Source organism: Priestia sp. JSM ZJ58, from assembly GCF_044383985.1.
Classification (GTDB): domain Bacteria; phylum Bacillota; class Bacilli; order Bacillales; family Bacillaceae_H; genus Priestia; species Priestia zanthoxyli.
The window spans coordinates 1468558-1493381 of the sequence record NZ_JBISEM010000001.1 but is presented as its reverse complement, the minus strand read 5'-3'; the positions used below and the strand labels follow the sequence as shown (position 1 = coordinate 1493381).

The 24824-nt window shown below is 39.2% G+C and carries 31 protein-coding genes; 10 read left to right on the top strand and 21 right to left on the bottom strand.

The window, feature by feature from the left end; all coding sequences use genetic code 11:
- Positions 1 to 24: 24 nt before the first annotated feature.
- Together ACH6EI_RS07840 and ACH6EI_RS07835 are read right to left on the bottom strand one after the other, a co-directional pair.
- On the bottom strand, positions 25 to 354 hold the full coding sequence (locus tag ACH6EI_RS07840; protein ID WP_033580302.1) for a 4Fe-4S dicluster domain-containing protein: 330 nt from the start codon (positions 352 to 354) through the stop codon (positions 25 to 27).
- Positions 354 to 1952 carry an FAD-dependent oxidoreductase gene (locus ACH6EI_RS07835; protein WP_034263924.1) on the bottom strand — a complete coding sequence of 533 codons (1599 nt, stop codon included), beginning with the start codon at positions 1950 to 1952 and terminating at the stop codon, positions 354 to 356. The genes ACH6EI_RS07840 and ACH6EI_RS07835 overlap by 1 nt, the downstream gene beginning before the upstream one ends.
- A gap of 492 nt (positions 1953 to 2444) precedes the next feature.
- Here ACH6EI_RS07835 and ACH6EI_RS07830 point away from each other — a divergent pair, with 492 nt between their 5' ends.
- Positions 2445 to 3875, top strand: a complete 1431-nt coding sequence (locus tag ACH6EI_RS07830; protein ID WP_034263923.1) for an MFS transporter — start codon at positions 2445 to 2447, stop codon at positions 3873 to 3875.
- Positions 3876 to 3978: 103 nt separating this feature from the next.
- Here the strand turns inward: ACH6EI_RS07830 and ACH6EI_RS07825 are convergent, their stop codons facing one another.
- The gene (locus ACH6EI_RS07825; RefSeq protein WP_049165602.1) at positions 3979 to 4521 is read right to left on the bottom strand and encodes a GNAT family N-acetyltransferase; all 543 of its coding nucleotides are present in this window, start codon (positions 4519 to 4521) and stop codon (positions 3979 to 3981) included.
- A gap of 93 nt (positions 4522 to 4614) precedes the next feature.
- Between ACH6EI_RS07825 and ACH6EI_RS07820 the strand changes: the two genes are divergently transcribed.
- A complete protein-coding gene (locus tag ACH6EI_RS07820; RefSeq protein ID WP_223546186.1) occupies positions 4615 to 5088 on the top strand; it encodes a hypothetical protein in 474 nt (157 codons plus the stop codon).
- 405 nt (positions 5089 to 5493) lie between these two features.
- On the opposite strand, the gene ACH6EI_RS07815 is transcribed toward ACH6EI_RS07820, so the two are convergent.
- The gene (locus tag ACH6EI_RS07815; protein WP_099000397.1) at positions 5494 to 6678 is read right to left on the bottom strand and encodes a M20 family metallopeptidase; all 1185 of its coding nucleotides are present in this window, start codon (positions 6676 to 6678) and stop codon (positions 5494 to 5496) included.
- Positions 6668 to 7996: an LLM class flavin-dependent oxidoreductase gene (locus ACH6EI_RS07810; protein WP_099000398.1), complete on the bottom strand. Its 1329-nt coding sequence runs from the start codon at positions 7994 to 7996 to the stop codon at positions 6668 to 6670. Before ACH6EI_RS07810 ends, ACH6EI_RS07815 begins: the two co-directional genes overlap by 11 nt.
- A 367-nt stretch (positions 7997 to 8363) precedes the next feature.
- Here ACH6EI_RS07810 and ACH6EI_RS07805 point away from each other — a divergent pair, with 367 nt between their 5' ends.
- The 4 genes from ACH6EI_RS07805 to ACH6EI_RS07790 all read left to right on the top strand — a co-directional run bounded on the left by ACH6EI_RS07805 (position 8364) and on the right by ACH6EI_RS07790 (position 12848).
- Positions 8364 to 9056: a response regulator transcription factor gene (locus ACH6EI_RS07805; RefSeq protein ID WP_099000409.1), complete on the top strand. Its 693-nt coding sequence runs from the start codon at positions 8364 to 8366 to the stop codon at positions 9054 to 9056.
- A complete protein-coding gene (locus tag ACH6EI_RS07800) occupies positions 9049 to 10053 on the top strand; it encodes a sensor histidine kinase (RefSeq protein ID WP_099000399.1) in 1005 nt (334 codons plus the stop codon). Before ACH6EI_RS07805 ends, ACH6EI_RS07800 begins: the two co-directional genes overlap by 8 nt.
- A 100-nt stretch (positions 10054 to 10153) precedes the next feature.
- The gene (locus tag ACH6EI_RS07795) at positions 10154 to 10915 is read left to right on the top strand and encodes an ABC transporter ATP-binding protein (RefSeq protein ID WP_098112392.1); all 762 of its coding nucleotides are present in this window, start codon (positions 10154 to 10156) and stop codon (positions 10913 to 10915) included.
- Complete coding sequence (locus ACH6EI_RS07790; RefSeq protein ID WP_099331163.1) at positions 10905 to 12848, top strand: ABC transporter permease; 1944 nt, start codon at positions 10905 to 10907, stop codon at positions 12846 to 12848. The genes ACH6EI_RS07795 and ACH6EI_RS07790 overlap by 11 nt, the downstream gene beginning before the upstream one ends.
- Positions 12849 to 12896: 48 nt before the next feature.
- Here ACH6EI_RS07790 and ACH6EI_RS07785 read toward each other — a convergent pair whose 3' ends face one another.
- The 3 genes from ACH6EI_RS07785 to ACH6EI_RS07775 all read right to left on the bottom strand — a co-directional run bounded on the left by ACH6EI_RS07785 (position 12897) and on the right by ACH6EI_RS07775 (position 15429).
- Positions 12897 to 13511 (bottom strand): GNAT family N-acetyltransferase, encoded by a 615-nt coding sequence (locus ACH6EI_RS07785; RefSeq protein WP_099331164.1) that lies wholly within the window; start codon positions 13509 to 13511, stop codon positions 12897 to 12899.
- 107 nt (positions 13512 to 13618) lie between these two features.
- Positions 13619 to 14221 carry a dienelactone hydrolase family protein gene (locus ACH6EI_RS07780; RefSeq protein WP_099331165.1) on the bottom strand — a complete coding sequence of 201 codons (603 nt, stop codon included), beginning with the start codon at positions 14219 to 14221 and terminating at the stop codon, positions 13619 to 13621.
- 5 nt (positions 14222 to 14226) lie between these two features.
- A complete protein-coding gene (locus tag ACH6EI_RS07775) occupies positions 14227 to 15429 on the bottom strand; it encodes an aminotransferase-like domain-containing protein (protein WP_099331166.1) in 1203 nt (400 codons plus the stop codon).
- A gap of 519 nt (positions 15430 to 15948) precedes the next feature.
- Between ACH6EI_RS07775 and ACH6EI_RS07770 the strand changes: the two genes are divergently transcribed.
- The 3 genes from ACH6EI_RS07770 (at position 15949) to ACH6EI_RS07760 (ending at position 17087) form a co-directional block, all read left to right on the top strand.
- Entirely contained in the window at positions 15949 to 16275 is a 327-nt protein-coding gene (locus tag ACH6EI_RS07770; protein ID WP_028414558.1) for a PadR family transcriptional regulator, read from the top strand.
- Positions 16276 to 16815, top strand: a complete 540-nt coding sequence (locus tag ACH6EI_RS07765; RefSeq protein ID WP_028414559.1) for a DUF2812 domain-containing protein — start codon at positions 16276 to 16278, stop codon at positions 16813 to 16815. It abuts the gene before it with no gap.
- Between the two features lie 95 nt (positions 16816 to 16910).
- On the top strand, positions 16911 to 17087 hold the full coding sequence (locus tag ACH6EI_RS07760; protein WP_165573543.1) for a hypothetical protein: 177 nt from the start codon (positions 16911 to 16913) through the stop codon (positions 17085 to 17087).
- Positions 17088 to 17113: 26 nt separating this feature from the next.
- Here the strand turns inward: ACH6EI_RS07760 and ACH6EI_RS07755 are convergent, their stop codons facing one another.
- The 11 genes from ACH6EI_RS07755 to ACH6EI_RS07705 form a co-directional block, all read right to left on the bottom strand.
- Complete coding sequence (locus tag ACH6EI_RS07755) at positions 17114 to 17890, bottom strand: sulfite exporter TauE/SafE family protein (protein WP_028414560.1); 777 nt, start codon at positions 17888 to 17890, stop codon at positions 17114 to 17116.
- 70 nt (positions 17891 to 17960) lie between these two features.
- A complete protein-coding gene (locus ACH6EI_RS07750) occupies positions 17961 to 18185 on the bottom strand; it encodes a sulfurtransferase TusA family protein (protein ID WP_108674795.1) in 225 nt (74 codons plus the stop codon).
- Between the two features lie 24 nt (positions 18186 to 18209).
- Positions 18210 to 19337 carry an MBL fold metallo-hydrolase gene (locus ACH6EI_RS07745; protein WP_028414562.1) on the bottom strand — a complete coding sequence of 376 codons (1128 nt, stop codon included), beginning with the start codon at positions 19335 to 19337 and terminating at the stop codon, positions 18210 to 18212.
- A 62-nt stretch (positions 19338 to 19399) separates the two neighbouring features.
- Positions 19400 to 19951, bottom strand: a complete 552-nt coding sequence (locus ACH6EI_RS07740) for a sulfurtransferase TusA family protein (protein ID WP_098112398.1) — start codon at positions 19949 to 19951, stop codon at positions 19400 to 19402.
- Between the two features lie 55 nt (positions 19952 to 20006).
- A complete protein-coding gene (locus tag ACH6EI_RS07735; RefSeq protein ID WP_098112399.1) occupies positions 20007 to 20303 on the bottom strand; it encodes a rhodanese-like domain-containing protein in 297 nt (98 codons plus the stop codon).
- A gap of 22 nt (positions 20304 to 20325) precedes the next feature.
- Positions 20326 to 20682 (bottom strand): rhodanese-like domain-containing protein, encoded by a 357-nt coding sequence (locus ACH6EI_RS07730; protein ID WP_028414565.1) that lies wholly within the window; start codon positions 20680 to 20682, stop codon positions 20326 to 20328.
- A 27-nt stretch (positions 20683 to 20709) separates the two neighbouring features.
- Positions 20710 to 21192 (bottom strand): DsrE/DsrF/DrsH-like family protein, encoded by a 483-nt coding sequence (locus ACH6EI_RS07725; protein WP_013058040.1) that lies wholly within the window; start codon positions 21190 to 21192, stop codon positions 20710 to 20712.
- Between the two features lie 46 nt (positions 21193 to 21238).
- Positions 21239 to 21466, bottom strand: coding sequence for a sulfurtransferase TusA family protein (locus ACH6EI_RS07720; protein ID WP_028414566.1), 228 nt, complete (start codon positions 21464 to 21466; stop codon positions 21239 to 21241).
- A gap of 91 nt (positions 21467 to 21557) precedes the next feature.
- A complete protein-coding gene (locus ACH6EI_RS07715; RefSeq protein ID WP_028414567.1) occupies positions 21558 to 21818 on the bottom strand; it encodes a metal-sensitive transcriptional regulator in 261 nt (86 codons plus the stop codon).
- Entirely contained in the window at positions 21808 to 22167 is a 360-nt protein-coding gene (locus ACH6EI_RS07710; RefSeq protein WP_099000403.1) for a sulfurtransferase, read from the bottom strand. The genes ACH6EI_RS07715 and ACH6EI_RS07710 overlap by 11 nt, the downstream gene beginning before the upstream one ends.
- 343 nt (positions 22168 to 22510) lie before the next feature.
- Positions 22511 to 22828 carry a hypothetical protein gene (locus ACH6EI_RS07705; RefSeq protein ID WP_028409369.1) on the bottom strand — a complete coding sequence of 106 codons (318 nt, stop codon included), beginning with the start codon at positions 22826 to 22828 and terminating at the stop codon, positions 22511 to 22513.
- A 158-nt stretch (positions 22829 to 22986) separates the two neighbouring features.
- Here ACH6EI_RS07705 and ACH6EI_RS07700 point away from each other — a divergent pair, with 158 nt between their 5' ends.
- Positions 22987 to 23205, top strand: coding sequence for a hypothetical protein (locus ACH6EI_RS07700; protein WP_028414570.1), 219 nt, complete (start codon positions 22987 to 22989; stop codon positions 23203 to 23205).
- A gap of 107 nt (positions 23206 to 23312) precedes the next feature.
- Here the strand turns inward: ACH6EI_RS07700 and ACH6EI_RS07695 are convergent, their stop codons facing one another.
- Positions 23313 to 23849, bottom strand: coding sequence for a hypothetical protein (locus tag ACH6EI_RS07695; RefSeq protein WP_028414571.1), 537 nt, complete (start codon positions 23847 to 23849; stop codon positions 23313 to 23315).
- 149 nt (positions 23850 to 23998) lie between these two features.
- Complete coding sequence (fabI, locus tag ACH6EI_RS07690) at positions 23999 to 24778, bottom strand: enoyl-ACP reductase FabI (protein ID WP_013084067.1); 780 nt, start codon at positions 24776 to 24778, stop codon at positions 23999 to 24001.
- Positions 24779 to 24824 lie beyond the last annotated feature (46 nt).

Here is a 24824-nt window from a genome sequence, read left to right as displayed (position 1 = left end):
GCGGCTTTGTCCGCTCTTTTTTGTCTATTTTCTATTTAAGATGATATGCGACTGATCAGAAGAAGCGGTGGATTTTCTTCCTTTTCCCCAGCCTACAGCTTCTCGGTAACTTCCGAGCAGGTGATGATTAATTAGGTGCTGTTCATCTACTTCTGCAGTTTGTTCAGCTAAAGGCGTCACGTACAAAGCATCTACCGGACAATACAGTTCACACATAAAGCAAGTTTGACAATCGGATTGACGAGCTATGGAAGGAGCGCCTCCCATGCGAGAGCGGTCAAAGACATTTGTTGGACAAACGGATACACAAAGATTGCAGTTAATACACCGGTCTTCACTAAGGATCTCGATCATTATATAACCCCCTTTACGTGATTAGAAGACTTTGTACCTAAGGGTCTCGCCCAAACTTCTTGCACGCCTCCGCTTAGAATTCGGTAATGCTGCTTGAAATCCATAAACGGAAAATCGTCACGCCGGTGCATTCCTCTCGTTTCTTTTCTTTCTAATGCACTTGTATACATCCATCGCGCCGTTGCCGTCATGGACGCAAGCTCTCGACTTCTCACGATGTTTCTTTCTTTATCATACACTCCGTTCTTCAACTCATTCCACACCGCATTTAACCTCGTCAGAGAATCTTGCAATCTTGCTTCTGAACGAAACCAGTTCCGGTCATATGGAAAGACTTCGCGCTGAACCGATGCTATCATTTCTTTCGTATCAGCTGAATCAGAAGAAGCTACTGACTTTGTGATTCCTGACGCTTCTGATAAGCCTTTGGCATGCCGACTTGCAGTATTTCGCCCTTGCTTAACAGCGAATGCTGCCGCTGCTTTTCCTGACCAGCAGCCTGAAGAGATAGCCCATGCTGCATTATGGCTGCCTCCTCCGGTAAATCCTCCGCAGATTAATTCGCGTGTTGCCGCATCTCCGGCTGCATATAACCCTGGAATGTCGGTTCTACACGTTTCGTCTATAATGTGAATACCGCCTGTTCCTCTAACGGTTCCTTCAAAACGCAGGGTGATTGGAAACATTTGAGTAAAGGGATTCATATGAAGACGATCAAACGATAAAAAGAAATTTGGCTGTGATAAGCGCATTGCTTTTTGAATACGTCCATCCGCTTTATCCAGCCTTGCATAAACAGGCTGGGTCATTAACGTTCTGGCTATGATGGAGCGTCCTTTATGAGAACCGGCTCCTTCAATCACTGTACCGTCTTCATAATAAAATGTAGCCCATTTATAAAATGCTGATTTTGTGATTGGAGAAAAAGCTGGCGAAATCGAATAAGCATTTGAAAACTCCATGCCGGAAAGCGACGCACCTGCTTCTGTAGCTAATAAGTAACCGTCTCCTGTTAAAACATTTGTACCGAGTGCTCCGCTCAGAAATGCACAGCCTCCCGTTGCAATCACAACTGCAGCAGCCTCCACTCTCCATGTTTCTTTCGTTTGATTATTAATTCCGCAAGCACCTGCCACACCGTGTTCATCTGCAAGAAGCTCCAGTGCCGGGCTATGATCTAAAATCTGTACGCCTGCTTTTTGAAGCTGACGCCGCATTAGCCTCATATATTCAGGCCCTTGAAGTGTCGTTCGCTGAGAAATTCCTTTTTCATCTACAGGAAACGGATAGCCAAAATGAGCTAATTCATTTACTTGTTCAAACGTACAATCAAGCACTCGTTTCATCCAGCTTCTTTCAGCTAAATATCCCCCCAGCTCTTCTCTGCTTTTCATTGCTTCCAGCTGTTCATCAGAAGTAGGTTTCACATACCAAACTCCTGTACCCGAAGGCGCAGTTGCTCCGCTCGTTCCGCAATATCCTTTATCAACAAGTACAGCTTTTGCACCTTCTTTAACTGCTTGCAGAGCTGCCCATGCACCGGCAGGGCCTCCTCCAATAATTAATACATCTGTATGAAAATGAAAGTCGGCAGTCATATACGGATCCCCCTCTTAAAATGTTTGCGCTCTCAAAAACCTTATTAAGAAAAACCTTGCTTATTATCCACTCGACTATTTTGCTCATCGTTAAATCTATACCAACTATTCCGTTCCAGAATCCAACTCTTCCATAACACCCATTCAATATAAAAAGGAGACCAGTCCATTTGTTTCACCACAATGGTCTGGCCTCCAGTTGCCTAGTAGGCGCTTTTTCGTATAGTATCATCAATACCAAGTAATTCACTTTGTTTAATTATATATTAAAAGTTTATGCTACGATTGTCAATGATTATGTTATTCTTAGAATTTATTTGAATCGTTCGTATCTCGTATTGACAACTCTATGAATTTTTTGGTAAATTAATCTCACTAAACATATAGGATTTAAAAACCGACCAGACAACTGGAGGCTCTCATTCTTTTTAATAGATGAGAGTCTTTTTTGTTTCTTTGGTTAAGGGTTTTAATACGATAAGGAGGTCAAGTATGGCAAGTGCTCAACCACACGTAATTCAATCCCGTCAAGACATTATCAACTTTGTTAATTCAAATCCAGTTACCTCTAAAAGCTGGAAAATCATTTTAGTAGCTTTAGGGGGCATTTTTGTCGATGCCTACGACTTTACCAGTCTCGGAATTGGAGCTGATCAATTAAAGGAACAATTTAACCTTTCTCCTGCCGGCCTTGGAAGCCTTACAGCTATTATGGCCTTTGGCGCCTTGCTAGGAGCTACTGTAGGAGGATATTACACGGACAAATTCGGCCGCAACAAAATGTTTTTAATCGATTTATTTTTCATGGTATTCTCTGCTCTTGGCGCTGCTTTAGCAACTGATTTAGTTTGGTTATTTATCTTTCGGTTTTTAATGGGCATAGGCGTAGGACTAGATGTTCCGGTAGCGCTCAGCTTTATTGCTGAGTTTAGTAATTTAAAGAAAAAAGGCCAATACGTGAACTTGTGGTGTCCCCTGTGGTACGTGGCCGCAACTGTTACTGGACTTGTTGTTCTTCCTTTTTACCTGCTCGGGCAGCACGAAGACATTTGGCGTTGGTCGGTAGGATTTGGAGCTGTTGCTGCACTAATCGTGTTAATTTTGCGCTACCGCTACATGGATGAAAGTCCAATGTGGGCGGCTCATCATCTTCCGCTTAAAGAAGCTGTCAAGGTGTTAGAGAAAACCTATGACATACAAGTCACGGTGGCTAAAAATGCAAAAGAAGAACCAGTATCTCGTTCAAAAAAACTGTCTTACAAAGCTATTTTCCAAGGAAAGTATCGGGCTCGGACATTTCTAGCTTCCATCATTACGGCTACTCAAAGTATGCAGTATTTTGCAGTTGGCTTCTATATCCCAACCATCTCCACGCTTATTTTTGGTAAAGGAATGATTTATGCAATTATCGGTACTCTTTTCTTTAATTTATTTGGGATTATTGGCGGCTTTACACAATCACGGCTAACTGAACAAGTTGGCATAAGAAAACTTGCGATTACAGGCTATATCATTTGTTCTTTAAGCTTGGTCCTGATGGGACTAACAGGTGATACTCATTTTATTGCGCTGCCCATTTTATTTATTGCTTTATTTATTTTTGGTCAATCTTTTGGCCCGGGAGCGCAAGGGATGACAATGGCCACTCTTTCTTACCCTACTGAACTGCGAGGGCTAGGCTCTGGGTGGGGGCAAGGAACAACGCGTATCGGCAGCATTTTAGGTTTTTACTTATTCCCGGTTGTCCTTTCGATTGGCGGAATTTATACAACATTTCTCGTCCTTACAATCGTTCCCGTTATTGGTCTGATCGCGACGTTTCTTATTAAGTGGGAGCCTATTGGCACAGATGTCGAAAAAGAAGAAGAACAAGGATTTGAAATCAATAAAAGCTTTAGTGAAAAAAGTGAGGTCTATCACTAACTATCATTCTAGTAAAACAGGCGAAACGCAAAACACCTTCAAGTATAGTGTACTTGAAGGTGTTTTTTTCTTTAAAGATCGATAAAAAAATCCTCGTAAAAAGCTATGCAAAGCGCCCCATCACTACTGTATTATAGAACTTGCCGTCTGACAGCACCTTGTCATTCTTTAATACTCCTTCTACTTCAAATCCGAACTTTTCATATAAATCAATGGCTTTTTTATTCGTTTCTAACACATTCAGCGTCATTTTCTTCATGGTCGCGCTCTCTGCCCACAGTATGGATTGCTGCAAAAAACCTTTGCCAATTCCGTATCCCCAATATTCTTTTGCGATGCATACACCAAACTCTACTTTATGAGCCAATCGCTTCAACTCATTACCTTCACATCTTGAAAATCCGACAATTTCATTATGTACAACCGCTACTAAAAATAAGTTTCGTTTACTTTCTGTGTCACGTTGAATAAGTTTTTCAAAGTCGGATTCGTCCATATACCCTTCTCCTGATTCACGATCTAAGTTTTCCGTTTCTCCATCTAGCTGAACTCTTAGGTGAGACAGTTCGTTTGCATCGCTAGTGGCAGCTGAGCGAATAATGTACTGAAGTCCTTTTACATGGTAAATCTGCTGGTTGATGACCACCCTATACCTCCAAATGTATTTCTTTCATTCAATCTATCAATTAGTTTTAATTTCCTTTACTATAAATATTATACATAAAGAGATGAAAGAGAGTTGAAGGAATTGCTTTGGTTATTGCTTTTGATTCTATACGGCATTTACAAGTTGTATAAATCAAGGAGACCGCTAACGAAGTTTGATCATTTTTACGAGAGAGCGTTTGAGCTGGAAGAGAAAAAGCGCTATGGAGATGCGCTTGATATACGTAACCAAGGAATTGAACTCCATACCCTTACCGATTTAGAACGAGCTGATTTACATTTAGCGAACGGGCGTATGCTTTTAAAACTAAAGCAATATGAAGAATCAACGAAACACTACGATGCATCATTTAAACTCGCAAAATACGAAAAATTCCCTTACTCAGAAGGATTTGACGAAGTCATTGAAGCTTACTTGTATGCAGGGCGTAAAGAAGATGCGCTGATAATAACCAACGACATGTTAAAACGGCAAAGCTATGATCAAAAATTTAAAAAGCTAGAGCCTTTAAAAGAAAAGCTTCTTTCATATGAAGACTCATGGTAAAATTAAACAAATGAAAGCGTATTATTAAGAGCGATTGAGGTGAGCATAGTGGTCATAACGATTATTGTAGGAGTGCTGGGTTTAATTGGTTTAATTGCAGCAGGATTTGCGACGAATTATAAAGATACAAAGTAAGATGGCGTAAAGAAGAGTGGGTGGGACAAACGTAGTTTAGTTGAAAAAAGATCCGAACCATAAACCGTTGGGATCTTTTCATTGTGCTGGCGAACGTAAATTTAATCTATGTAGTAGCTTCTAGCTATTGGTTGGAGGATAAGACGAAGACTCCCGCGGAAAGCGAAGTCTTGCACGGAAACCAACAGCGGTGTCACAAGCGAGCCATACAAGCTCCTTTGTCCCTTTTTTCGTCTTTAGATTGGGTAATTGTATGTCTGAATCTCTTTTTTAACGAGCCAACAGCTTTTCAGTAACTCGCAAAAACATTTTTACTCCGACTTCAAGCGAGGCTTCATCTACCGTAAACTTCGGATGATGATGAGGGTATACGATGCCCTGTTCTTCATTTCGCGCTCCAATGTTAAAAAATGCTCCTTCTGTTTCCTGCAGGTAAGCTGAAAAGTCTTCTCCTCCCATTTTAGGAGACAGCGTCTTTACACGGTCTTTTCCGTATTCTTCAATGGCTGTTTCTTCAATTAACCTTGTAATTTCTTCAGAGTTAATGACAGGGTGATAGCCTTTTTCATACGTAAACGTGTACTCTGCGCCGTAGGCTTCTGTTAGTCCTTTTACAATCCGGTCAATTTGTGCCGGAACTTTTTCTCGTAGAGCCGCGTCAAAGCTTCGAACGGTACCGTTCAGCTCCACTTTATCAGGAAGTACGTTGTGCGTAGTTCCTCCGTGAAATTGTGTAACCGATACGACTAATTTATCGATTGGATTCGTCGTTCTTGAAACAATGGTTTGAAGGTTGGTCACAATTTGCGCTCCTACCACAATGGCATCAACTGCTTCATGAGGCGCTGCGGCGTGTCCTCCTTTTCCTTTAATCGATATGTTAAACGTGTCAGGCGAAGCCATCATAGGACCTGCAAGCACGCCGATTTCTCCGACGGGAAGGCCAGAATTCAAATGCGTGCCAATTACGTAATCCACACCTTCCACCACGCCTTCTTTCACAAGCTCCTGCGCTCCTCCCGGCAGCAGCTCTTCTGCGTGTTGAAAAATCAAGCGAATTTCTCCTTTAAATTCATTTCCTAACTGAGAAAGAACAGAAGCTACTCCTAATAAAATAGCCGTGTGACCGTCATGTCCGCATGCATGCATCACGCCTTTATGAACAGAAGCAAATGCAAACGTGTTTTCTTCTTCAATCGGCAGCGCGTCCATATCCGCTCGAATCGCAACTACTTTTCCCTGCTCTTTTCCTATTAGTCTAGCCACCACGCTTGTTGGTGTAGGACGCGTAATGATAAAGCTTCCAAACGAACGAAGCGTATCTTCAACGTACTGAGCCGTTCGATGCTCTTGAAACGATAATTCAGGATAGCGATGAAAATGTCTTCTCCACTCAATTACCTGCTTCTTTAAGCTTTCTGTGACGCTGTATTCACTGATTGATTTAACTGTCATATACAAACTCCCCCTTTGTTTGACTATATCGATTGGCTGGAACGGAAAGGTTCAAATTCCCGCGCAGCGTACTGCTTTCGTATGAAGTGTCGTAAAGACCACGCTCTTGTAAAATAGGCACTACTTTTTCCACAAATTGATGAAACGTCTCGCTCATAAAAGGACGAAGCACAAATCCATCCGCTGCTTCTTGCTCATGCCATTTTTGCATTTCATCCGCTACGTGTTCAGGTGTCCCTGAAAACGGCGAACGCGGCAATATTGTTTCAAGCGCCACTTGTCTTAACGTTAACTTTCGAGCAGCCGCCGCTTGTTTAATTTTATTTGTCGTGCTTTGAAAGGCATTGGCTCCTATATCCCCTAACTCTGGAAACGGTGCGTCTAGGTCAAATTGCTGAAAGTCGTAGTCATCAAAAAAACGAGCTAAATATGTAATGGCGTGATCAATTGGAATTAGCGCAGCAAGCTCTCCATATCTTCTTTCTACATCTTCCTCGCTATCTCCTATAATTAAATCAATACTTGGAAAAATGAGAAGCTCTTCGGGATTTCTTGCTCTATTTTTCATATCTTGATAGAATGCCCGCGCTTCTTCTAGTGTATGTGCATTTGTATAAATCGCATCGGCATTCTCTGCTCCGAATTCTCTTCCTCTTTCTGATGAACCTGCTTGAAACACAACCGGATGTCCTTGCTTTGAACGAGCAATATTTAACGGCCCTTGAACTTGAAAATGTTTGCCTTTAAATCCAAGCGTATGCATTTTCTTTGGATCAAAAAACTGCCCCGTTTCTTTTTGATAGATAAAAGCATCGTCTTCCCATGAATCCCACAGTCCTTTTACTACGTCGAGATGCTCTTTTGCAATTTCGTATCGTTCGCTGTGAAGAGGAAGATATCCTCTGCTGTGATTGCGCGCTGCCCCTTCTTGCGGAGAAGTAACTAAGTTCCATCCTGCTCGGCCACCGCTGATATGATCAAGAGACATCAGCTGACGAGCGATTGTAAAAGGCTCACTGAAACTTGTTGAAACCGTTCCAACTAGTCCGATGTGACTCGTAGAAGCAGCAAGAGCTGACAGCAGCGTAATTGGCTCAAAACGATTTAAAAAGTGAGGAATAGACTTTTCAGATATGGCTAATCCATCCGCAATAAAGACAAAGCTGAAAAGTCCTTTTTCTAATATACGCGCTTGTTTCTTATAAAACTCAATATTAATGCTCGCATCAGGCTCTACGTCCGGATGTCTCCATCCATCCGTCGTATTTCCAAGTCCTTTAATATTTGCTCCTAGCTTTAGCTTTCTTTTTTTACTCAACGTATACTTCCTCCTTTTTACGACAAATAAAAAGAGATGCTTTGATTGTTCAAAGCATCTCCAGTCGTCTGGTCGATTGTTTTTAAATAGCTGTTTAGTTGACCTATCTGCATGTTATACCTACTATCCCGGTAAGTCAAATTAACTTTTTAAATATTTCCTTTTATTTCTGTAAAACTACAGCTACATTGCTTTCCTAACAGCTCTCCTTTTTTTCTTAGAGTTCAGCGTATGTTTATAAACTATGCTCAGCCAGTGTTATTCTTTACATTTTAAAAAGAACCCCTATGAATCTACTAACATATATGGTAAATAAAAGGATATTACTATAAAATGAGTATAAAAACAGAAAGCGTGGTACGTGTTATTGTTTAAACTTCTTTTAATTGAAGATGATGTAACGCTGTTTAACGAACTGAAAGAGCGGTTGGAGCAATGGTCATATGATGTTTATGGCATCCGTGATTTCAGTAACGTTATGCAGGAGTTTAGCGAGGTAAAACCTGATTTAGTGATTATGGATATTCAGCTGCCGAAGTATGACGGATTCCACTGGTGCAGAATGATTCGCTCTCACTCGAAAATCCCTATTATATTCCTATCTTCACGAGATCACCCTTCTGATATGGTGATGTCTATGCAATTTGGAGCCGACGACTTTGTGCAAAAGCCGTTTCATTTTGATGTGCTTGTAGCAAAAATACAAGCCCTTCTCCGCCGCGTGTATAATTACAGCGTTGAACAAGTAAGCCTTCTTTCGTGGCAAGGCGCAACGATTGATTACGAAAAAAATAAAGTATCAACGGAATCTAAAGCTATTGAGTTAACCAAAAATGAAATCTTTATTTTAAAATGCTTAATACATAAAAAGAATACGATTGTAAGCCGAGATGAGCTGATTAATAGTTTGTGGGAAGATAAACGGTTTATCAGTGATAATACCCTAACGGTAAACGTCAATCGCCTGCGAAAAAAGTTAGATGAAATTGGACTAGGAAGCTTTATTGAAACAAAAGTCGGTCAAGGCTACGTAGCGATTGAAGAGGAACGCTATGATTAAACTCTTTATTCGCGAGCGTCTAAGCTGGATTCTTTTCTTTTTTATGATGCATCTTTTAATGCTTTTTATCGCTTATATTGATGAATCCATTCCTCTGTCTTCGATTCTTTATATCGTGTTTTTATCATCCATTATCTTTCTTATTTTTTGCGTCTTCCGCTATCAGAAAGAAACGAAATTTTACCAAGGGTTAAAAGATGAAGAGGATTTCTTTGATTCTTCTACTCTTTCTCATCCGCTGCGCCCCTTTGAAAAGATTGTTCAGCAAAATCTGATGCAACAATTAGAACAGGCGAAAAAAGATGCGGTGCAAACTCAGCTGCACGTGACGCAGGAAAAAGATGAAATGTTAGCTTGGATTCACGAAATTAAAACGCCGTTAACTGCAATGCATTTAATAATTGAACGCTTAGAAAATCGAGAAGTTAAAGCAAACTTGACGTTCGAGTGGCTCCGTATTCACTTTTTACTTGATCAACAGCTGCATCAAAAGCGCATTTTTTTTATCGAAAATGATATGTATATTGAACATCTGGATTTAGAGTCCCTTATTTTCACTGAAATCAAAACGCTGCAAGCTTGGTGTATGCAAAAAAATATTGGGTTTGATGTGGACATACAGGCAGAACGTGTACTGTGTGACGCAAAGTGGCTTTCGTTTATTATGAGACAGCTCTTAACAAACGCAGTCAAGTACAGTGAAGCATCTGACGTAATGATTAGAAGCTACAAGCACCATGGTCAAGTGTACGTCGAGATAAAAGACAGCGGACGCGGCATTTCTCCTCAAGATATGCCGCGCATTTTTGAGAAAGGTTTTACATCAACCACTCAGCATGAAGACAGCCGTGCCACAGGTATGGGTTTGTATCTCGCTCAAAAAGCTGCGCACGCTCTTTCTATTCACATTGGCGTGCAGTCAGCTCTTAACGAAGGCACGACGTTTACACTTGCCTTTCCTAAATCAAATGATTTTGTTGATATGAAAAGCATGTGACAAAAATGTCACATGCTTTCGTCATTTGTTCGGTGAATCAAAGGAAAACGCAAGGCTCTTTTTTTATAATAAACGTATCAGATCAAAGGAGTGAATACATATGAACATATTAGAAGCTACTAATATTCATAAAAGCTACGGAAATAAATTTAATAAACAAGAAGTATTAAAAGGTGTAGATATTACCATTATGAAAGGAGAATTTGTAGGAATTATGGGGGCTTCCGGCTCAGGTAAAACCACGCTTCTGAACGTGCTTTCCTCGATTGATAAAATCAACGGCGGAACCATCAAAATTGAAGGAAATGAAATTAGCAGAATGAAAGAAAAGCAGTTAGCAAACTTCCGAAAAACACATTTAGGCTTTATTTTTCAAGACTATAACTTGCTCGATACACTGACAGTCAAAGAAAATATCCTCTTGCCTCTTTCTGTTGTCAAAACTCCTTCAGCAGTAGCTCACAAAAAATTTGACGCGCTAGCCAAACAGCTCGGCATCTATGAGCTCAAAGATAAATATCCAAATGAAATTTCGGGCGGACAAAAGCAGCGTACTTCTGCTGCAAGAGCCTTTATTCATGAGCCAAGTATGATTTTTGCTGACGAACCAACCGGTGCACTTGACTCAAAAGCAGCCAGCGATTTATTAAACAAACTGACCGAGCTTAATGATAAAAGAAGCGCAAGTATTGTGATGGTAACGCATGACCCAGTGGCAGCCAGCTACTGCAGTAAAGTGATTTTTATAAAAGACGGACAAATTTATACGCAGCTGTATAAAGGCGACCAAACGCGAAAAGACTTCTTTGAAGATATTATGAAAACTCAAGGTGTACTAGGCGGAGTGCAAGATGAATATTAATCAGCTCGTCTTCCGCAACTTCAAAAAGAATGTAAAAAACTATTATTTGTACGTTTTTGCACTGGTTTTCAGCGCAGCTTTATATTTTGCTTTTGTCACGCTTCAGTACGATCCTGCTCTTGATGCAACCAAAGGCTCCATTAAAGGAGGCGCGGCGGTTCGGGCCGCTTCTGTTTTACTTGTAGCCATTGTTTCTATCTTTCTATTATATGCAAATACGATTTTTATTAAGCGACGCAGTAAAGAAATTGGCTTATTTCAGCTAATTGGCATGACCAAAACAAAAATTTTCCGTATTTTGACCGTTGAAAATTTTATGCTGTATTTTGCCTCACTGATTGTCGGCATTTTAATTGGGTTTTCGTTTTCAAAAGCGGTCATTATGATTTTGTTTAAAATCACCGATACAAAAGGCATTGCCAAGCTTCACTTTTCAGAAGAAGCCTTGATTCAAACGCTGATTGTGTTCGGCGTCATCTATTTGTTAATCATGACGATGAACTATCTTTTTATTAAAAGACAGACCATTTTAGCACTATTCCGCGTTACGTCATCAACAGAAAGCAAAACAAAAAAAATCAGTATTCTTGAAATTATTATTGGAATTCTTGGCATGATCTTTATTGCTTCCGGCTACTATATTTCTGCTAAATTGTTTGACGGATCTTTTACAAGCATGAATGCTTTGTCCATCGCAATGGTATCTATTTTAGCTTCGGTTATCATCGGAACCTATTTGTTTTATAAAGGCTCAGTTCGCTTTTTATTAAATCTGATGCGGAAAAGCAAAAAAGGCTATTTGTCGATTAACGACGTATTATCTCTTTCTTCCATTATGTTTCGCATGAAATCAAATGCACTGTTACTGACGGTTATTACAACCGTATCGGCTCTTGCTATTGGTCTGTTGTGCTTGAGCTACATCTCTTATTATTCTGCTGAAAAGTCGGCCGAAGATTATGTGCCTAACGATTTTTCTATCAATAATACAAAAGACGCTGCTTCGTTTAAAGCCGCGCTGGATCAAAAGAAAATAGCATATACGGAAAAAAAGATGGACGTCATCCAGGTAAAAGCAAACGTAAAAAACATCTTAGAAAATAATTTGGAAGGCCCGATGGTAGACTCGTCCGCTATGGTTTTTTCAGTTGTTAGCGAAAAATCTGTTAGTGGTGTAAATGTAGCTCAAAATGAAACTTTGTTTACCGGCTATAATGATATGCTTCAACGAGTAAATTCATTTAAAGATTCCGGAGAAATTGAGCTAATAGGAAAGAAAAAAGTCCTTCCGCAAAAGTATATAGGTTTAAATCGAAAATTTCTCTTATCTACCTATTTTACGAGCGGTATGCCTACTGTGATTGTAGACGATTCTGTGTTTAATGAACTAGAAAAAGACGTGAATCCTTCTGTCCAAAAAGAATCTTCTGTGTACACAGGGATAGATATATCACAAAAAAATGACTTACCAAAAGCAAATAAGATCTTTAAAGAAGTGAAATTGGGCAATCACACCTTCAATGACTCGCGTATCGAAACGGTAAAAAGCCAAAAGCAGACTATGGGTCTAATTATGTTCATTGTCGCTTTTCTAGGACTGGCCTTTTTAATCACGTCAGGGTGCATTCTTTACTTTAAACAAATGGACGAAAGTGAAGATGAAAAGCCGAACTATACGATTCTTAGAAAACTCGGCTTCACTGAAAATGATTTACTAAAAGGCATAAAAATAAAGCAGCTTTTTAATTTCGGCATTCCGTTAATCGTAGGCTTGCTTCACAGCTATTTTGCCGTACAATCCGGCTGGTTCTGGTTTGGAACAGAGGTTTGGACACCCATGATTATCGTCATGATTGTCTATACGGCGCTGTACTCTACTTTTGGTATTTTATCTGTTCTTTACTATAAAAAAATTATTAAACAAGCTCTCTAAAAATAAAAAGCACAAGCTATAGCTTGTGCTTTTTATCTTTAAATGCCATTAATTGCTGGCGTTTTCTTTATTTTCCGCACTGGCTTCATGTAAAAAATTTTCTAATCGCTTTTTGACAAACGGCCATTCGTCATCGATTATACTGAAGATGACCGAATCTCGTACGTATCCATCTGGTAAAAGCATATGTTTTCTGCTAATGCCTTCTTGCTTAGCACCTAACCGTTTAATAGCCGCTCTAGACCGCTTGTTTCGCGCATCCGTTTTGAACTGAACGCGGTGAAACTTCAGCTCTTCAAAACAGTATTTTAATAATAAATACTTACACTCCGTATTAACCCGGGTGCGCCACACGGACGGATGATACCACGTCCACCCTATTTCGACGCTTTTGTTGGGAAGTGATATATCTAAAAACCTTGTGCTTCCTACAATCGAATGTGACTCTATATCAAATACAGCAAAAGGCAGCTCTCTTCCTTCCTGCTTTGCTTTTAAAGAACTTTCAATCAGCCGTTTCATATCACTTAGACGATGAACTTTTACCGGGAGATGCTCCCAAATTTCTTTCGGTTTTGCAGCTTCATAGAGTCCTTGCTCATGCATTTTTTCAAGCGGCACTAGCTTTACCGCTGTTCCTACAAGCTCACCTGACTTTAGCATAACCTCACTCCTTTTTGATACGTTTAAAGAAAATGTTAATACAGGTATACGTACTGAAAAAGGGTCAGTTTCTGCTTATTGTAAGGTATCACTTTCAGCGTGTATAGCTAGTGATCAGCTAAGTGCTTTTCGAGAAAGTCACTTACTGTTTGGAAGGCTTCGTCCGCTGATTCTTTATTAAAGGTTTGTGAAAAAGGATTCATAAACCCATGAAATCCATAAAACTTTTTGATTTCCAAAAGCGGCTCTCTTTTTTGCTCTAGTGAGTTTATTAAACAGTCTACATCAAATGTTTGCTCTTCAGCGGGAAAAATAAGAAGAGTTGGACACACAGGACGTCTATTTATATAGTCTCTAATGCGCGATCCGTAACAGCCAATCACGAAGTCACACAAATTGTTTTCACTGCATAGCCACGATATTGTGGCTCCTACACTAAATCCTATGACCCCTACTTCTTCATATTCTTGCTTTAGCTGAATTAACATGTTATTGATTTGTCTTGAACCCTCATCAATACCGATGTTTTGAACAAAGTTTTGATAAGCCATGTCCTCTTCTTCATAACGATAAGGAACGTCTTTAGATAATAAGTTAGGACAGATAATATCTGCCTCTAACTTAGACAATTTCTCTTTCATAAACTTCATATGATCGTTCACACCGTATATTTCATGAATCAATAAAATCGCTTTATTTGATTTTTTCATTTCTTTTATAAAACAGTCGTTTCCCTTGTCAGTTCACGGTGCAATACGTCTCCCATGCGCTTCATGCCTTCTACGATTTGCTCCGCAGACATATTGGAATAATTCAAGCGCAGCGCGTTGTTTCTTGTGCCATTTGGAAAGAATGGTGTTCCCGGAACACAGGCTACGTTATTTTTTAGACATTCTGAAAAGATATGTGCTGAATCGATTCCTTGGGGCAGTTCCACCCAAATAAACAATCCGCCTTCTGGCTTACTGTAAGACAAATTCTCGGGGAAAAATTCTTCAATGCACGATAACATTTGCGTACATCGCTCTTTGTATACGGCTTTGATTTTTTGAATGTGCTCTTCGATATCGTAAAGTTCCATGTACTTAGCCGTTACGCGCTGAGCAAAGCTGTCGGTATGTAAGTCAGCCACTTGCTTAAACGCCACGTACTTGTCAATGAAAGCTTCGTCCGCGCACACCCAGCCGATTCGAAGACCTGGTGCAAAAATTTTAGAAAATGTGCTGATATAAATAACTCTGCCTTCTGTATCAAAATGCTTAACGGGCGGAAGGGTTTCTCCTGCAAATCGTACGCCTCCGTATGGATTGTCTTCTACAATCAGCACGTCGTATGCATTCGCAAGCTCGATCATTCGCTGACGTCTTTCTCGCGTTAAGGTGCGTCCTGTAGGGTTTTGAAAATCTGGAATTGTATAGATAAATTTAGCATTCGGATTTTCTTGAAGTTTTTTCTCCAGCTCTTCCATAATCATTCCGTCTTCGTCCATATCTACTTCTACAAACGTTGCATTGTAAGATTTGAAGACGTTAATGGCTGCTAGGTACGTTGGACTTTCACAGATTACCACGTCTCCGTCATTAAGAAACAGTCTTCCTGTAAGATCGATTGCCTGCTGAGATCCGGACGTAATTAAAATGTTCGAAACAGTGGACTCGATGCCAATATGCTTCATTCGTGTCGAAATGGCTTCTCGTAAAGGAATATACCCTTCAGTTGTACTATATTGGAGCGAAGCGGCTCCGTCTTCATTTAATACGGCGCGGCACGCATCGTTCATTGCTTCAACGGGAAATAGCTCCGGCGCTGGAAGTCCTCCTGCAAACGAAATCACTTCTGGTCGTTCCGTTACTTTTAAAATTTCGCGCGTTTCAGAGGATTTTACAAGACTAGCTCGTTGGGCAAATTTATCTTTCATTGATGATCATTCCTTTTTTAGATTTTAAACTTTTGCAGTGACTCAAACTTTCAATGGCAAAATTAATTATTCGAATAGTCAGAAAAATTAAGACGGATGCTTCTATTCATGAGATTATGCAGCTTTTACAGCTTGCAAGATGCCTTTTTAACAGACAACTAGCATGTGCGTCCTCTCTGACTCTCCCTTTCTCCTTTCAATATATATTTTTCTTATTCCCTATCTGTAATACAATTCAAAGGTCGTACGATAAATATGGCCTTATATTTAATGTATGTTAAAAAGGATAACATAAAATTCAAATAAATAAACAATAAATTCTACAAATTCTTAATTTTTTATACAAATATATTTATCTCACTAAACGATTCTTCAAAATCATTCCTTTTATATATGTGTCAAAGAAGTTCATGGCGCAATTATAGACCTAAAATTTAACATTTTCTATTGACTATTTATATCATTAAATGATATATATTAATTAACGATATATCGTTTAATGATATAAGGAGGTTGAATATGCCGCGAAACGATTCATTAGAGACGGGGGAACTTACCGACACGTCTTACTACATCTTAGTGTCCCTCATAGAAGCAAAACACGGGTATCTTATCATGAAAACCATTGAAGATATGACCAATCAACAGTTTTCGATTGGACCTGCATCTATGTACACTACAATTAAAAAACTTCTTGCAGCTGAGTTAATCATGCTTTATGGCGAAAGCAAAGACAAAAAGAAAACGTATGTTGCAACAGAAAAAGGAATTCAGTTTTTAAAAAAAGAAATTCAGCGTCGCAAAGAAATGATTAAGCACGCTGAAGATATTTTAGGAGGTTTATAAATGAAAAAGACAAAATACATACTGAGCGGCGGGACTGCTTTTGCCGAAAAAGAAGATTTACAAAAGCTCAGCGACTATGCAAAAAAAGGCTGGCTTTTAGACCGTTGGGCTCTTTTTGGATATACATTAAAAAAAGGAAAGGCTCAAGAGCTTCAATATTCACTAGATTTTCAAGAACATGCAGATGATGAATATTTTTTGCTTTTTAAAGAAGCCGGATGGCAGCACGTTTGTTCAACAGGTCATGCTATGCATATTTTCAGCGCATCTCCGGGAACAAAACCTATTTATTCCGATGTAGAAACGATCATTGACAGATACGAACGAGAAAAGCGTTCTGTAGGAAAAGCAGCTCTATCTATTCTTGTCGCGATGGTGTTTCTGCTGCTTTTTGACGTTATGAGCTTATACGGCTGGCTTCCGGAAGCAGTAGGTACAATAAGCGAGATTTTATTAGCGATTTCAACAGTAATTTTAGTATTTCCAGGACTTCCTTACCTTGCGTATCAGCGTAAGCTAAAAAAGCTTAGTAACATCTAAAGAGATTCCCTTTTCATTGACCTGCCGTATAAAACTCGTTATAATCCTTATTAACTCGATAAGATTTAAAGGTTTTAGTACAGGAGTGATGAAAAGTGAAATGGCTTCATTTTCTGTTTAATGAACGATGCCCAAAATGCAAGCAAGTGTTAAATACATCAAAATCTAACGCACTTCACGCTACTGTTGTGAAAGTGTGTCCGTCTAACCACTATCAAAAAGAATTTCATCCTGCGCTTGAAACGTATGTGGAAAGTGATGAAGTGCTATAAAAAAAGCTATGGGAATCCATAGCTTTTTATAGTAGCCCCCACCAAATCTTAATTGCCGTTGCTAGAATCAAACCGGCAAGGATCCACTGAAGCACTTTTGTATTCATTTTCTGACCAACTTTTGCACCGACTGGAGAGGCAATTAAACTTGCCGCAACTAAAATAAGTGCCGGTATAAATGGGACTTGATGGGTCACCAGCTTTCCAACCGTTGAACCAATGGAAGAAATAAAGGTAACGGCTAGTGAAGTTGCGATGGTTATTCGAGTTGGAATTTTAAGCACCACAAGCATCACAGGAACTAAAATAAAGGCTCCTCCTGCTCCTAACACTCCTGCTACGGCTCCGATAAGCAGTGATAAAATAGAAGCTAATCCTTTATTGAATTGAAGTTCGCCTTCTTTTATCTCATCTACATTTTTCTTTGGAATAAACATCATAACAACCGCAATAAGAGCTAAAACTCCATATACAACATTTAACCCTTGTTCATTCATATAATGTGAGCTGTAGCTTCCAAGCATGCTTCCGATTAGAATATTGCTGCCCATATATAAAATTAATGATTTATTTAAAAATCCACTTTTTCGATATGCCCATACGCCGCCTATTGTCGCAAAGAACACTTGAATGGCTCCTGCACCTGAGACTTGATGAGCCGTTAGTGCTCCTACTCCTACTACTGGGGGAATATATAACAGCATCGGATAATTAATAACAGACCCGCCAATACCGACCATACCGGAAATAAACGACCCAATAAATCCAATAAGAAAAAGCGTGATGATAAACGTAAGATCCATCTATAGTCGCTCCGTTTCATATAAGGAAAGGGTACCTTTTACAAGAGATACCCTTTTCATCCATTATTTCTTATCCTTTTTTAATCCAAAATTTAAGAACGTCGCCTTCTTCTGTCTGAAGAAGCTCATGACCGCCAGATTTTGCCCAAGCTGTAAGGTCATTTTTCGCTCCTTTATCCGTTGCGTGAATTTCTAACACTTGACCTGGTTCTAGTTCATTCATTGCTTTTTTTGTTTTAACAATCGGCATTGGACATGCCAGCCCTTTTGCATCTAGTACTTTATTTGATTCCATTTCTCTCTCTCCTTTGTTTAGGTTTTAGCGAATCGCACAGCGGTTTGGTCCAATTTCCATTTCACGCTGTTTTTCTTCATCTGGGATTACTTTTCCCATGTTGGTTTCACGAATTTCTTGATACGCATTCGGCTGCGGCGGTAAATTATCTGTTACTAAGTGTCTGAACTCTGCTTCGTTTTCAATATTTAATCCATGATTTTTTGCAAACAACGTACCTAACTTTTCAGCTACGCTGCCGTTGTCATTTAGCTCATCAATAATCATAAAGTGAGCTGGTAATACGATTAACTCATCTGATAATGCTTTATAGCGTGTATAAAGCGTCTCGCGCAGATCGCCTACCCAGTCTTCAGCCATACCAGCTAAATCAGGACGTCCAATTGAATCAATGAACAAAATATCACCTGAAAGCAAGTATTGATCGTCTACGATAAAAGAAGTTGATCCAATCGTATGACCCGGTGAATAAAGAGGCTGAATCGTAATCATTGTGTTACCAATCACGACATCGCTGCCTTCTTCTAAAGCCTTGTAGTCAAAAACCACTTCTTCTGCATCTTTTGGAGGCAGCCAGTACGCTGCATTTGTTGCTTCCGCAATAACTCTTCCTCCTGAAATGTGATCTGCATGAAGGTGCGTATCAAACACATGCTTAACAGTGACGCCAAGTTCTTTGGCAAAGTTGATGTACACATCTGCCATACGCGTCGCATCAATAATAGCCGCTTCACCGTTTGATACAATCATATAAGATAAGCATCCTTTACCGATACGAACAAACTGATAAATTTCTCCGCCGTCTTTTAAATCTCCAACTTTAACAGGCTCTAAATATTCACTCCACGCTTTCATACCGCCTTTAAGGTACGATACGGTAAGTCCCGCTTCTGAAAGCATGTCAGCTACCATCACGGATGAACCTTCTTTAGCACAGACAACTAATACTTCTTTATCAGAAGGGATTTTTTCTAAGATTTCTTCTACTCCGTCTAAAAGATCGAAGTATGGAACATTTAAATGCTGAAATTGATGACCTTCAATTTTCCAATCGCTAAAATCACTTTCGTTACGAACGTCTAAGATAAATAGCGGTTCTTTATTGATAATTTTAGATGTAACTTCTTTTGCAGTAAGTACATGTACTGTCATATTAAAATACCTCCTTAGGTATATAAACTATCAAAATTTTTTAATTCGCTATGCTCAATTGATTATTCTACTTTACCCGTCCAGTCACGCATACCAGGAACCACGTTAATTAAATGTTTAAATCCTTGCTTTTTCATTGTTTGTCCTGCCATTTCACTTCGTCTTCCAGAGTGGCAAATAATATAAATTTCATCTTCTTTATTTAACTCATTGAAACGTTTTTCTACTTCACCAAGCGGAATATGAACTACGCCTGGAATATGAGCTTTATCGTATTCTTCTACTTCACGAACGTCTAAAATATGAAGATGTTTATCATTTTCTACTTTTTTCGCAAATTCTTCTAATGAAATTTCAGGAATTGGCGTTACGTTTTCTTCAGCTCCGCCTTTACGAAGAAAGTGGTGAAGAACGTCACCTGCTGCCTCGGTACCTAAATACTCATGACCTGTGCTTTTTGCCCACGCTTGTAAGTCAGCCGTAGAGCCTTTATCCGTTGCTTGAATTTCTAGCACTTGACCTGCTTCTAATTCATTCATTTTCTTCTTTGTTTTTACGATTGGCATTGGACATGCTAACCCTTTTGCATCTAATATGAAGTTTGCTTGCATCATTTCTTTTTCCTCCTTGGTTTAAATACTAGTAGGGGTATATTTTTATCTAAAAAAATTAGACCGTTTCCCCTTTCCACTCCATCATGCCGCCGGTCATATTCGTTACACTGTAGCCTTGCTGCTCAAGAAAACGAGCTGCCATTCCGCTTCTGCCACCAGAACGACAGACAACAATATAATTCTTTGCTTTATCTAACTCATGCATACGGAATTCCAATAAAGGAAGCGGAATATTTAACGCATTTGGTATTTTACCTGTTTTTACTTCCTCTACTTCACGCACGTCTAAAATGTGAATTTGTTTTTGGTTCTGTACTAATTGTTCTACTTCTTGTGCTGCTATTGTCTTCACTCTGCGTCTCCTCCTTCTTGATTTATCTCCACGTATTCATGCCGCCTTTAACGTTGGTAATGGCTATAAAACCTTGCTTTTTCAACAGCTTACTTGCTTTCATACTTCTCATTCCGCTTTGACAAATAACGACTACTTCTCTGTCTTTTGAAAGCTGACCTGTTTGCGCTGGCAATTCTGATAAAGGAATGTTTCGAAACCCTTTAATATGTTTGGTACGAAATTCATGTGGTGTTCGCACATCGATAAACTGGTTATCTTTATTTTTTAACTTTGCTTTTAACTCCGTTGTGGCTATTTGCTGAATACCTTTTACTGTTGCAAAACGCTGATACAAAAACCACAGCAGAAAGACGATAATAAGCGCATTAATAATCATATTGACCCTCACTTCATGAGCTATCTTTTAGATAAATAAGTTTACGTTTCCGTCTTCTGCGTCGGCTAAATACGCCGCTACGCCTGCATATTCAATATTATCTAGCAATTCTTTTTCCTGTAACCCTAGAAGATCCATCGTCATCGTACAAGCCACTAGCTTCACATCTTGTTCCTGTGCCATTTCGATAAGCTGCGGCAGCGTTAGGGCATTATGCTTTTTCATGACATTTTTAATCATTTTAGGTCCCATACCTGCAAAGTTCATTTTAGATAAGCCCATTTTATCCGCACCGCGCGGCATCATTTTGCCAAACATCTTTTCTAAAAATCCTTTTTTCACCGGCACCATTTCTTCTTTACGAAGCGCATTCAATCCCCAAAACGTATGGAATATCGTCACTTCATGGTCATAAGCAGCCGCTCCGTTAGCAATAATATAAGCTGCCATCGCTTTGTCATAATCACCGCTAAATAATACAATTGTTGTTCGTTTCTTTTGCTCAGTCATGTTGCTCCTCCTATTACCCTATGGGGTATATTTGAATTTAAAAAAATTAGCTCTTTTGAATGTAAAAGATAAATGTGCTTCCTTCTTCTTTAAAATCAATAAGCTCGTGTCCTGTTGATTTTGCCCAAGCTGTTAGATCACTTTTAGCACCTTTATCTGTCGTTTGCACTTCTAATACTTGGCCTGTTGTTAAAGTATCCATTGCCTTTTTTGTTTTGACGATTGGCATTGGACACGCTAATCCTTTTGCATCTAAAACTTGATCAATTTTCATAGTGTTTATCTCTCCTTTTATATACATATACCTGTAAGGGTATATTATACTAAATAATGATATTCGTCAACCTTAAATAAGGTGACAACGATTAACGACTTTTCACTAACAGCTGTACAGCTTCTTTCACTAACCCTTCCGTTGGCTCTCCTTGCTGAAGGCTTTCTCTGACGCACTGTTCAAGATTTCTGCTCACAATAACTCCCATTGTGCGATCAATGGCACTTCTTGCAGCAGATAATTGAGTCACGACGTCTCGGCAGTCTTTTCCTTGTTCCATCATGCTAAGCACGCCTTTTAACTGCCCTTCAATTCGGCGCAGCCGATTTTTCACTTGTTGGTTATACTCCATAATCGAATACCCCTTTCTTTCCTTTACTTTTACACGCTGCTAACTCATAGCTGCGTACTTCAAAACCTTTTTTTCGTAAGAACCGTACGCCTAAATTTAACTCCACTCTATCTCCGGCAATCAGATGAACGCTGCCCTGTGGAATTTCTGAATAAAAGCGTTTGAGATACGCATACGGAATAACTGTACCAATAGAATCGCGAACTTCATGATAATGGCGAATATCTAAAACCGTTCGCCCAAGTTCTTTTGCTTCAGATTCCCGTATGCACTGTATTCCTTTAACAGGATAATAACGTCTGTATGCAATAAATGAAATAGCAAGCAATAACACTGCTATATAAAGCATAACAATCACCGCCTTGCTATTGAATTGATGTTGTTTACACGCTCTATATTATACCCCTGCAGGTATATTGTCAAGCGAGAAAATTATATTTAATTTTGCTTGTTTACATGGATCCTTTCACACGAGCCAATCCACTTTATACAGTTTAGGAATTATGAATGTTTTCTTTAACCTGCTTTATTGTGTGTACCCCCTACCCTATAGATCAAACATACTTTTCCGTTTTCATTCATCACCTGGGCTCATATAAATTACTAGAAAATAAGCTTACTGCGTCATTCACGTCTACACACAAAAGGTCCAGTTCCTAAGGAGAACCGGACCTTTTATGGTAAAAAGCTGATTAGCTTTGATGATAAATATTATGCCATTGATTCCATGAACTGTGTGGATGCTGCTGGTGCCACTGATTCCATGGCACATATGGATTTTGCTGATGCCACTGATTCCACGTACCGTGCGGATACTGCTGATGCCACTGATTCCATGGTGTGTATGGATGTTGTTGATGCCATTGATTCCATGTGCCGTGCGGATACTGTTTGTGCCACTGCTCCCAAGGGACATGAGGATGTTGCTGATGCCATTGATTCCACGTGCCTTGAGGATGCTGGTGATGCCATTGTTCCCATGGAATATAATGTTGCTGTCCTTGATGCATGTTTCTTCAACTCCTTTTCCTTTGCCACATCATATGTTCTTTTTAGGATTTAGAGCTTATCTATTTTAAAATATATAGGCGTTTGATTAATTATGAATTACATAACACTTTTGTTTTTATATGGTAATATCAATATAAAACATCCAGGAGGATTTCAGTTGGTTAAAAACTTACCTTTATTAATGGCTATCTTACTTATAGGAGTAAGCTCTTCTCTTATAAGCGGAAGCATAAACTTATCTGGAAGTATAGAATGGATATTTTTTATTATTAGCCTTATTGCTAATATTACTGCCGTGATTGGTCTTTCTTTACACGTATTCCTTTACCTTCCTATGAAAAAAGCTGAGAAAAATCTAAAAGAAACGTTTAAATGAATATAAGCAAAAGAAGCAGATTTCTTATGAGAAGTCTGCTTCCTTTGTCAGCTTGTATTAAACTTGTTTTTTTCGACTTCTTTACACCAAAAGATGCATATAGCTCTTTATTCGGAAGGAGATGGAAATCTTGCTGCTTCGAAATGCGACACATTTTCTGTTGTGACAATTGTGCCGTCAACATTACTTTCTGCGAAGACTTCAACTCGGTCTCCTTTTTCTAAATTATAAATAGTAGAGACAGATACCGCATTAACAAACACAGTGTTTCCACCAAAGAAATCGTTATCAATTGCGATAACCGCCGTGCCGTTGACACGAATTTCTACGCGCGCTCGATAATCGACAGTCGTATCATTAGGAAGAAATCCAATTGTAGCAACAAGGGAATATACGCCATCTTTTTTGGGGCGAAAAACAGACGTAACGGGATTGTATTCATTTGCTAAATCAAACTGTTTAAACTGATAGGAAACTTTTACAGACGTGTTTGCTGATACTGGCTGATTTGTAAGGTTAAGAGCACGAAACGCTGAGTCTCTTGTATTTCCTTGCTTGTCTTGTGGACAAGAACTATGGTGATGTTTCTTAGAAGAATAAGATCTTTCTACATGATATTTATCATCTTTTTTAATCGTAATCATCCTTTCTTTGTGTGTCTATCTATTTTATTCATTCGCAGGAAAAATGCTTGGATGCTTGTTCTTTGACTCATAATTTTTAATAGAGGAAACGATAGATTTCTGAATTTCCCACAAAAAAACACCTTCTCATTTGAGAAGGTGTTTTGCAATTAACCTACAATATTATAACCAGCGTCCACGTGTACGATTTCTCCCGTTACGCCGCGTGAAAGGTGGCTCAGTAATACAACCGTCATGTCGCCAACTTCTGCTTGCGTTACGTTACGCTTAAGAGGTGCTTTTTCTTCAACATGGTGAAGAATTTGGTTAAAGTCAGAAATGCCTTTCGCTGCAAGTGTACGAATTGGGCCTGCTGAAATCGCATTTACGCGGATATTGTCTTTCCCTAAGTCTAATGCTAAGTATTTTACTGAAGACTCAAGCGCTGCTTTTGCTACGCCCATTACGTTATAGCCTTCAACTGCGCGCTCTGCACCAAGATAGCTCATCGCTACAAGAGAACCGCCTTCTGTCATAAGAGGTTTCGCTGCTTTCGCTACGGCGATAAATGAATAAGCGCTTGTATCTTGAGCAAATGCATATCCGCTTCTTGATGTATTGATGAACTCACCGTTTAAATCTTCTGAGTGAGCAAACGCAACAGAGTGAATCACTCCGTGAACTGTGCCTGCTTCTTCTCCGATTTTTTTGAAAGCTGCTTCAATACTTTCGTCGCTGTTTACGTCACATTCAGCAATTAATGATGCTTGAATTTCATTTTTTTCTAAAAGCTTGTTCAATTTTCCTAGTGAACGTTCTTTACGGTATGTAAAAATTAAGTTTGCTCCTACTTGATGAAGGGCTTTTGCAACACCCCAAGCAATACTTCTGTCGTTGGCAACTCCCATAATCACAATGTTCTTGTTCTTTAATTGTAATAAATCTTCCATATTATCCTCCAAAAAAAATTAGTCATCAATGATGACTAATAGGTAA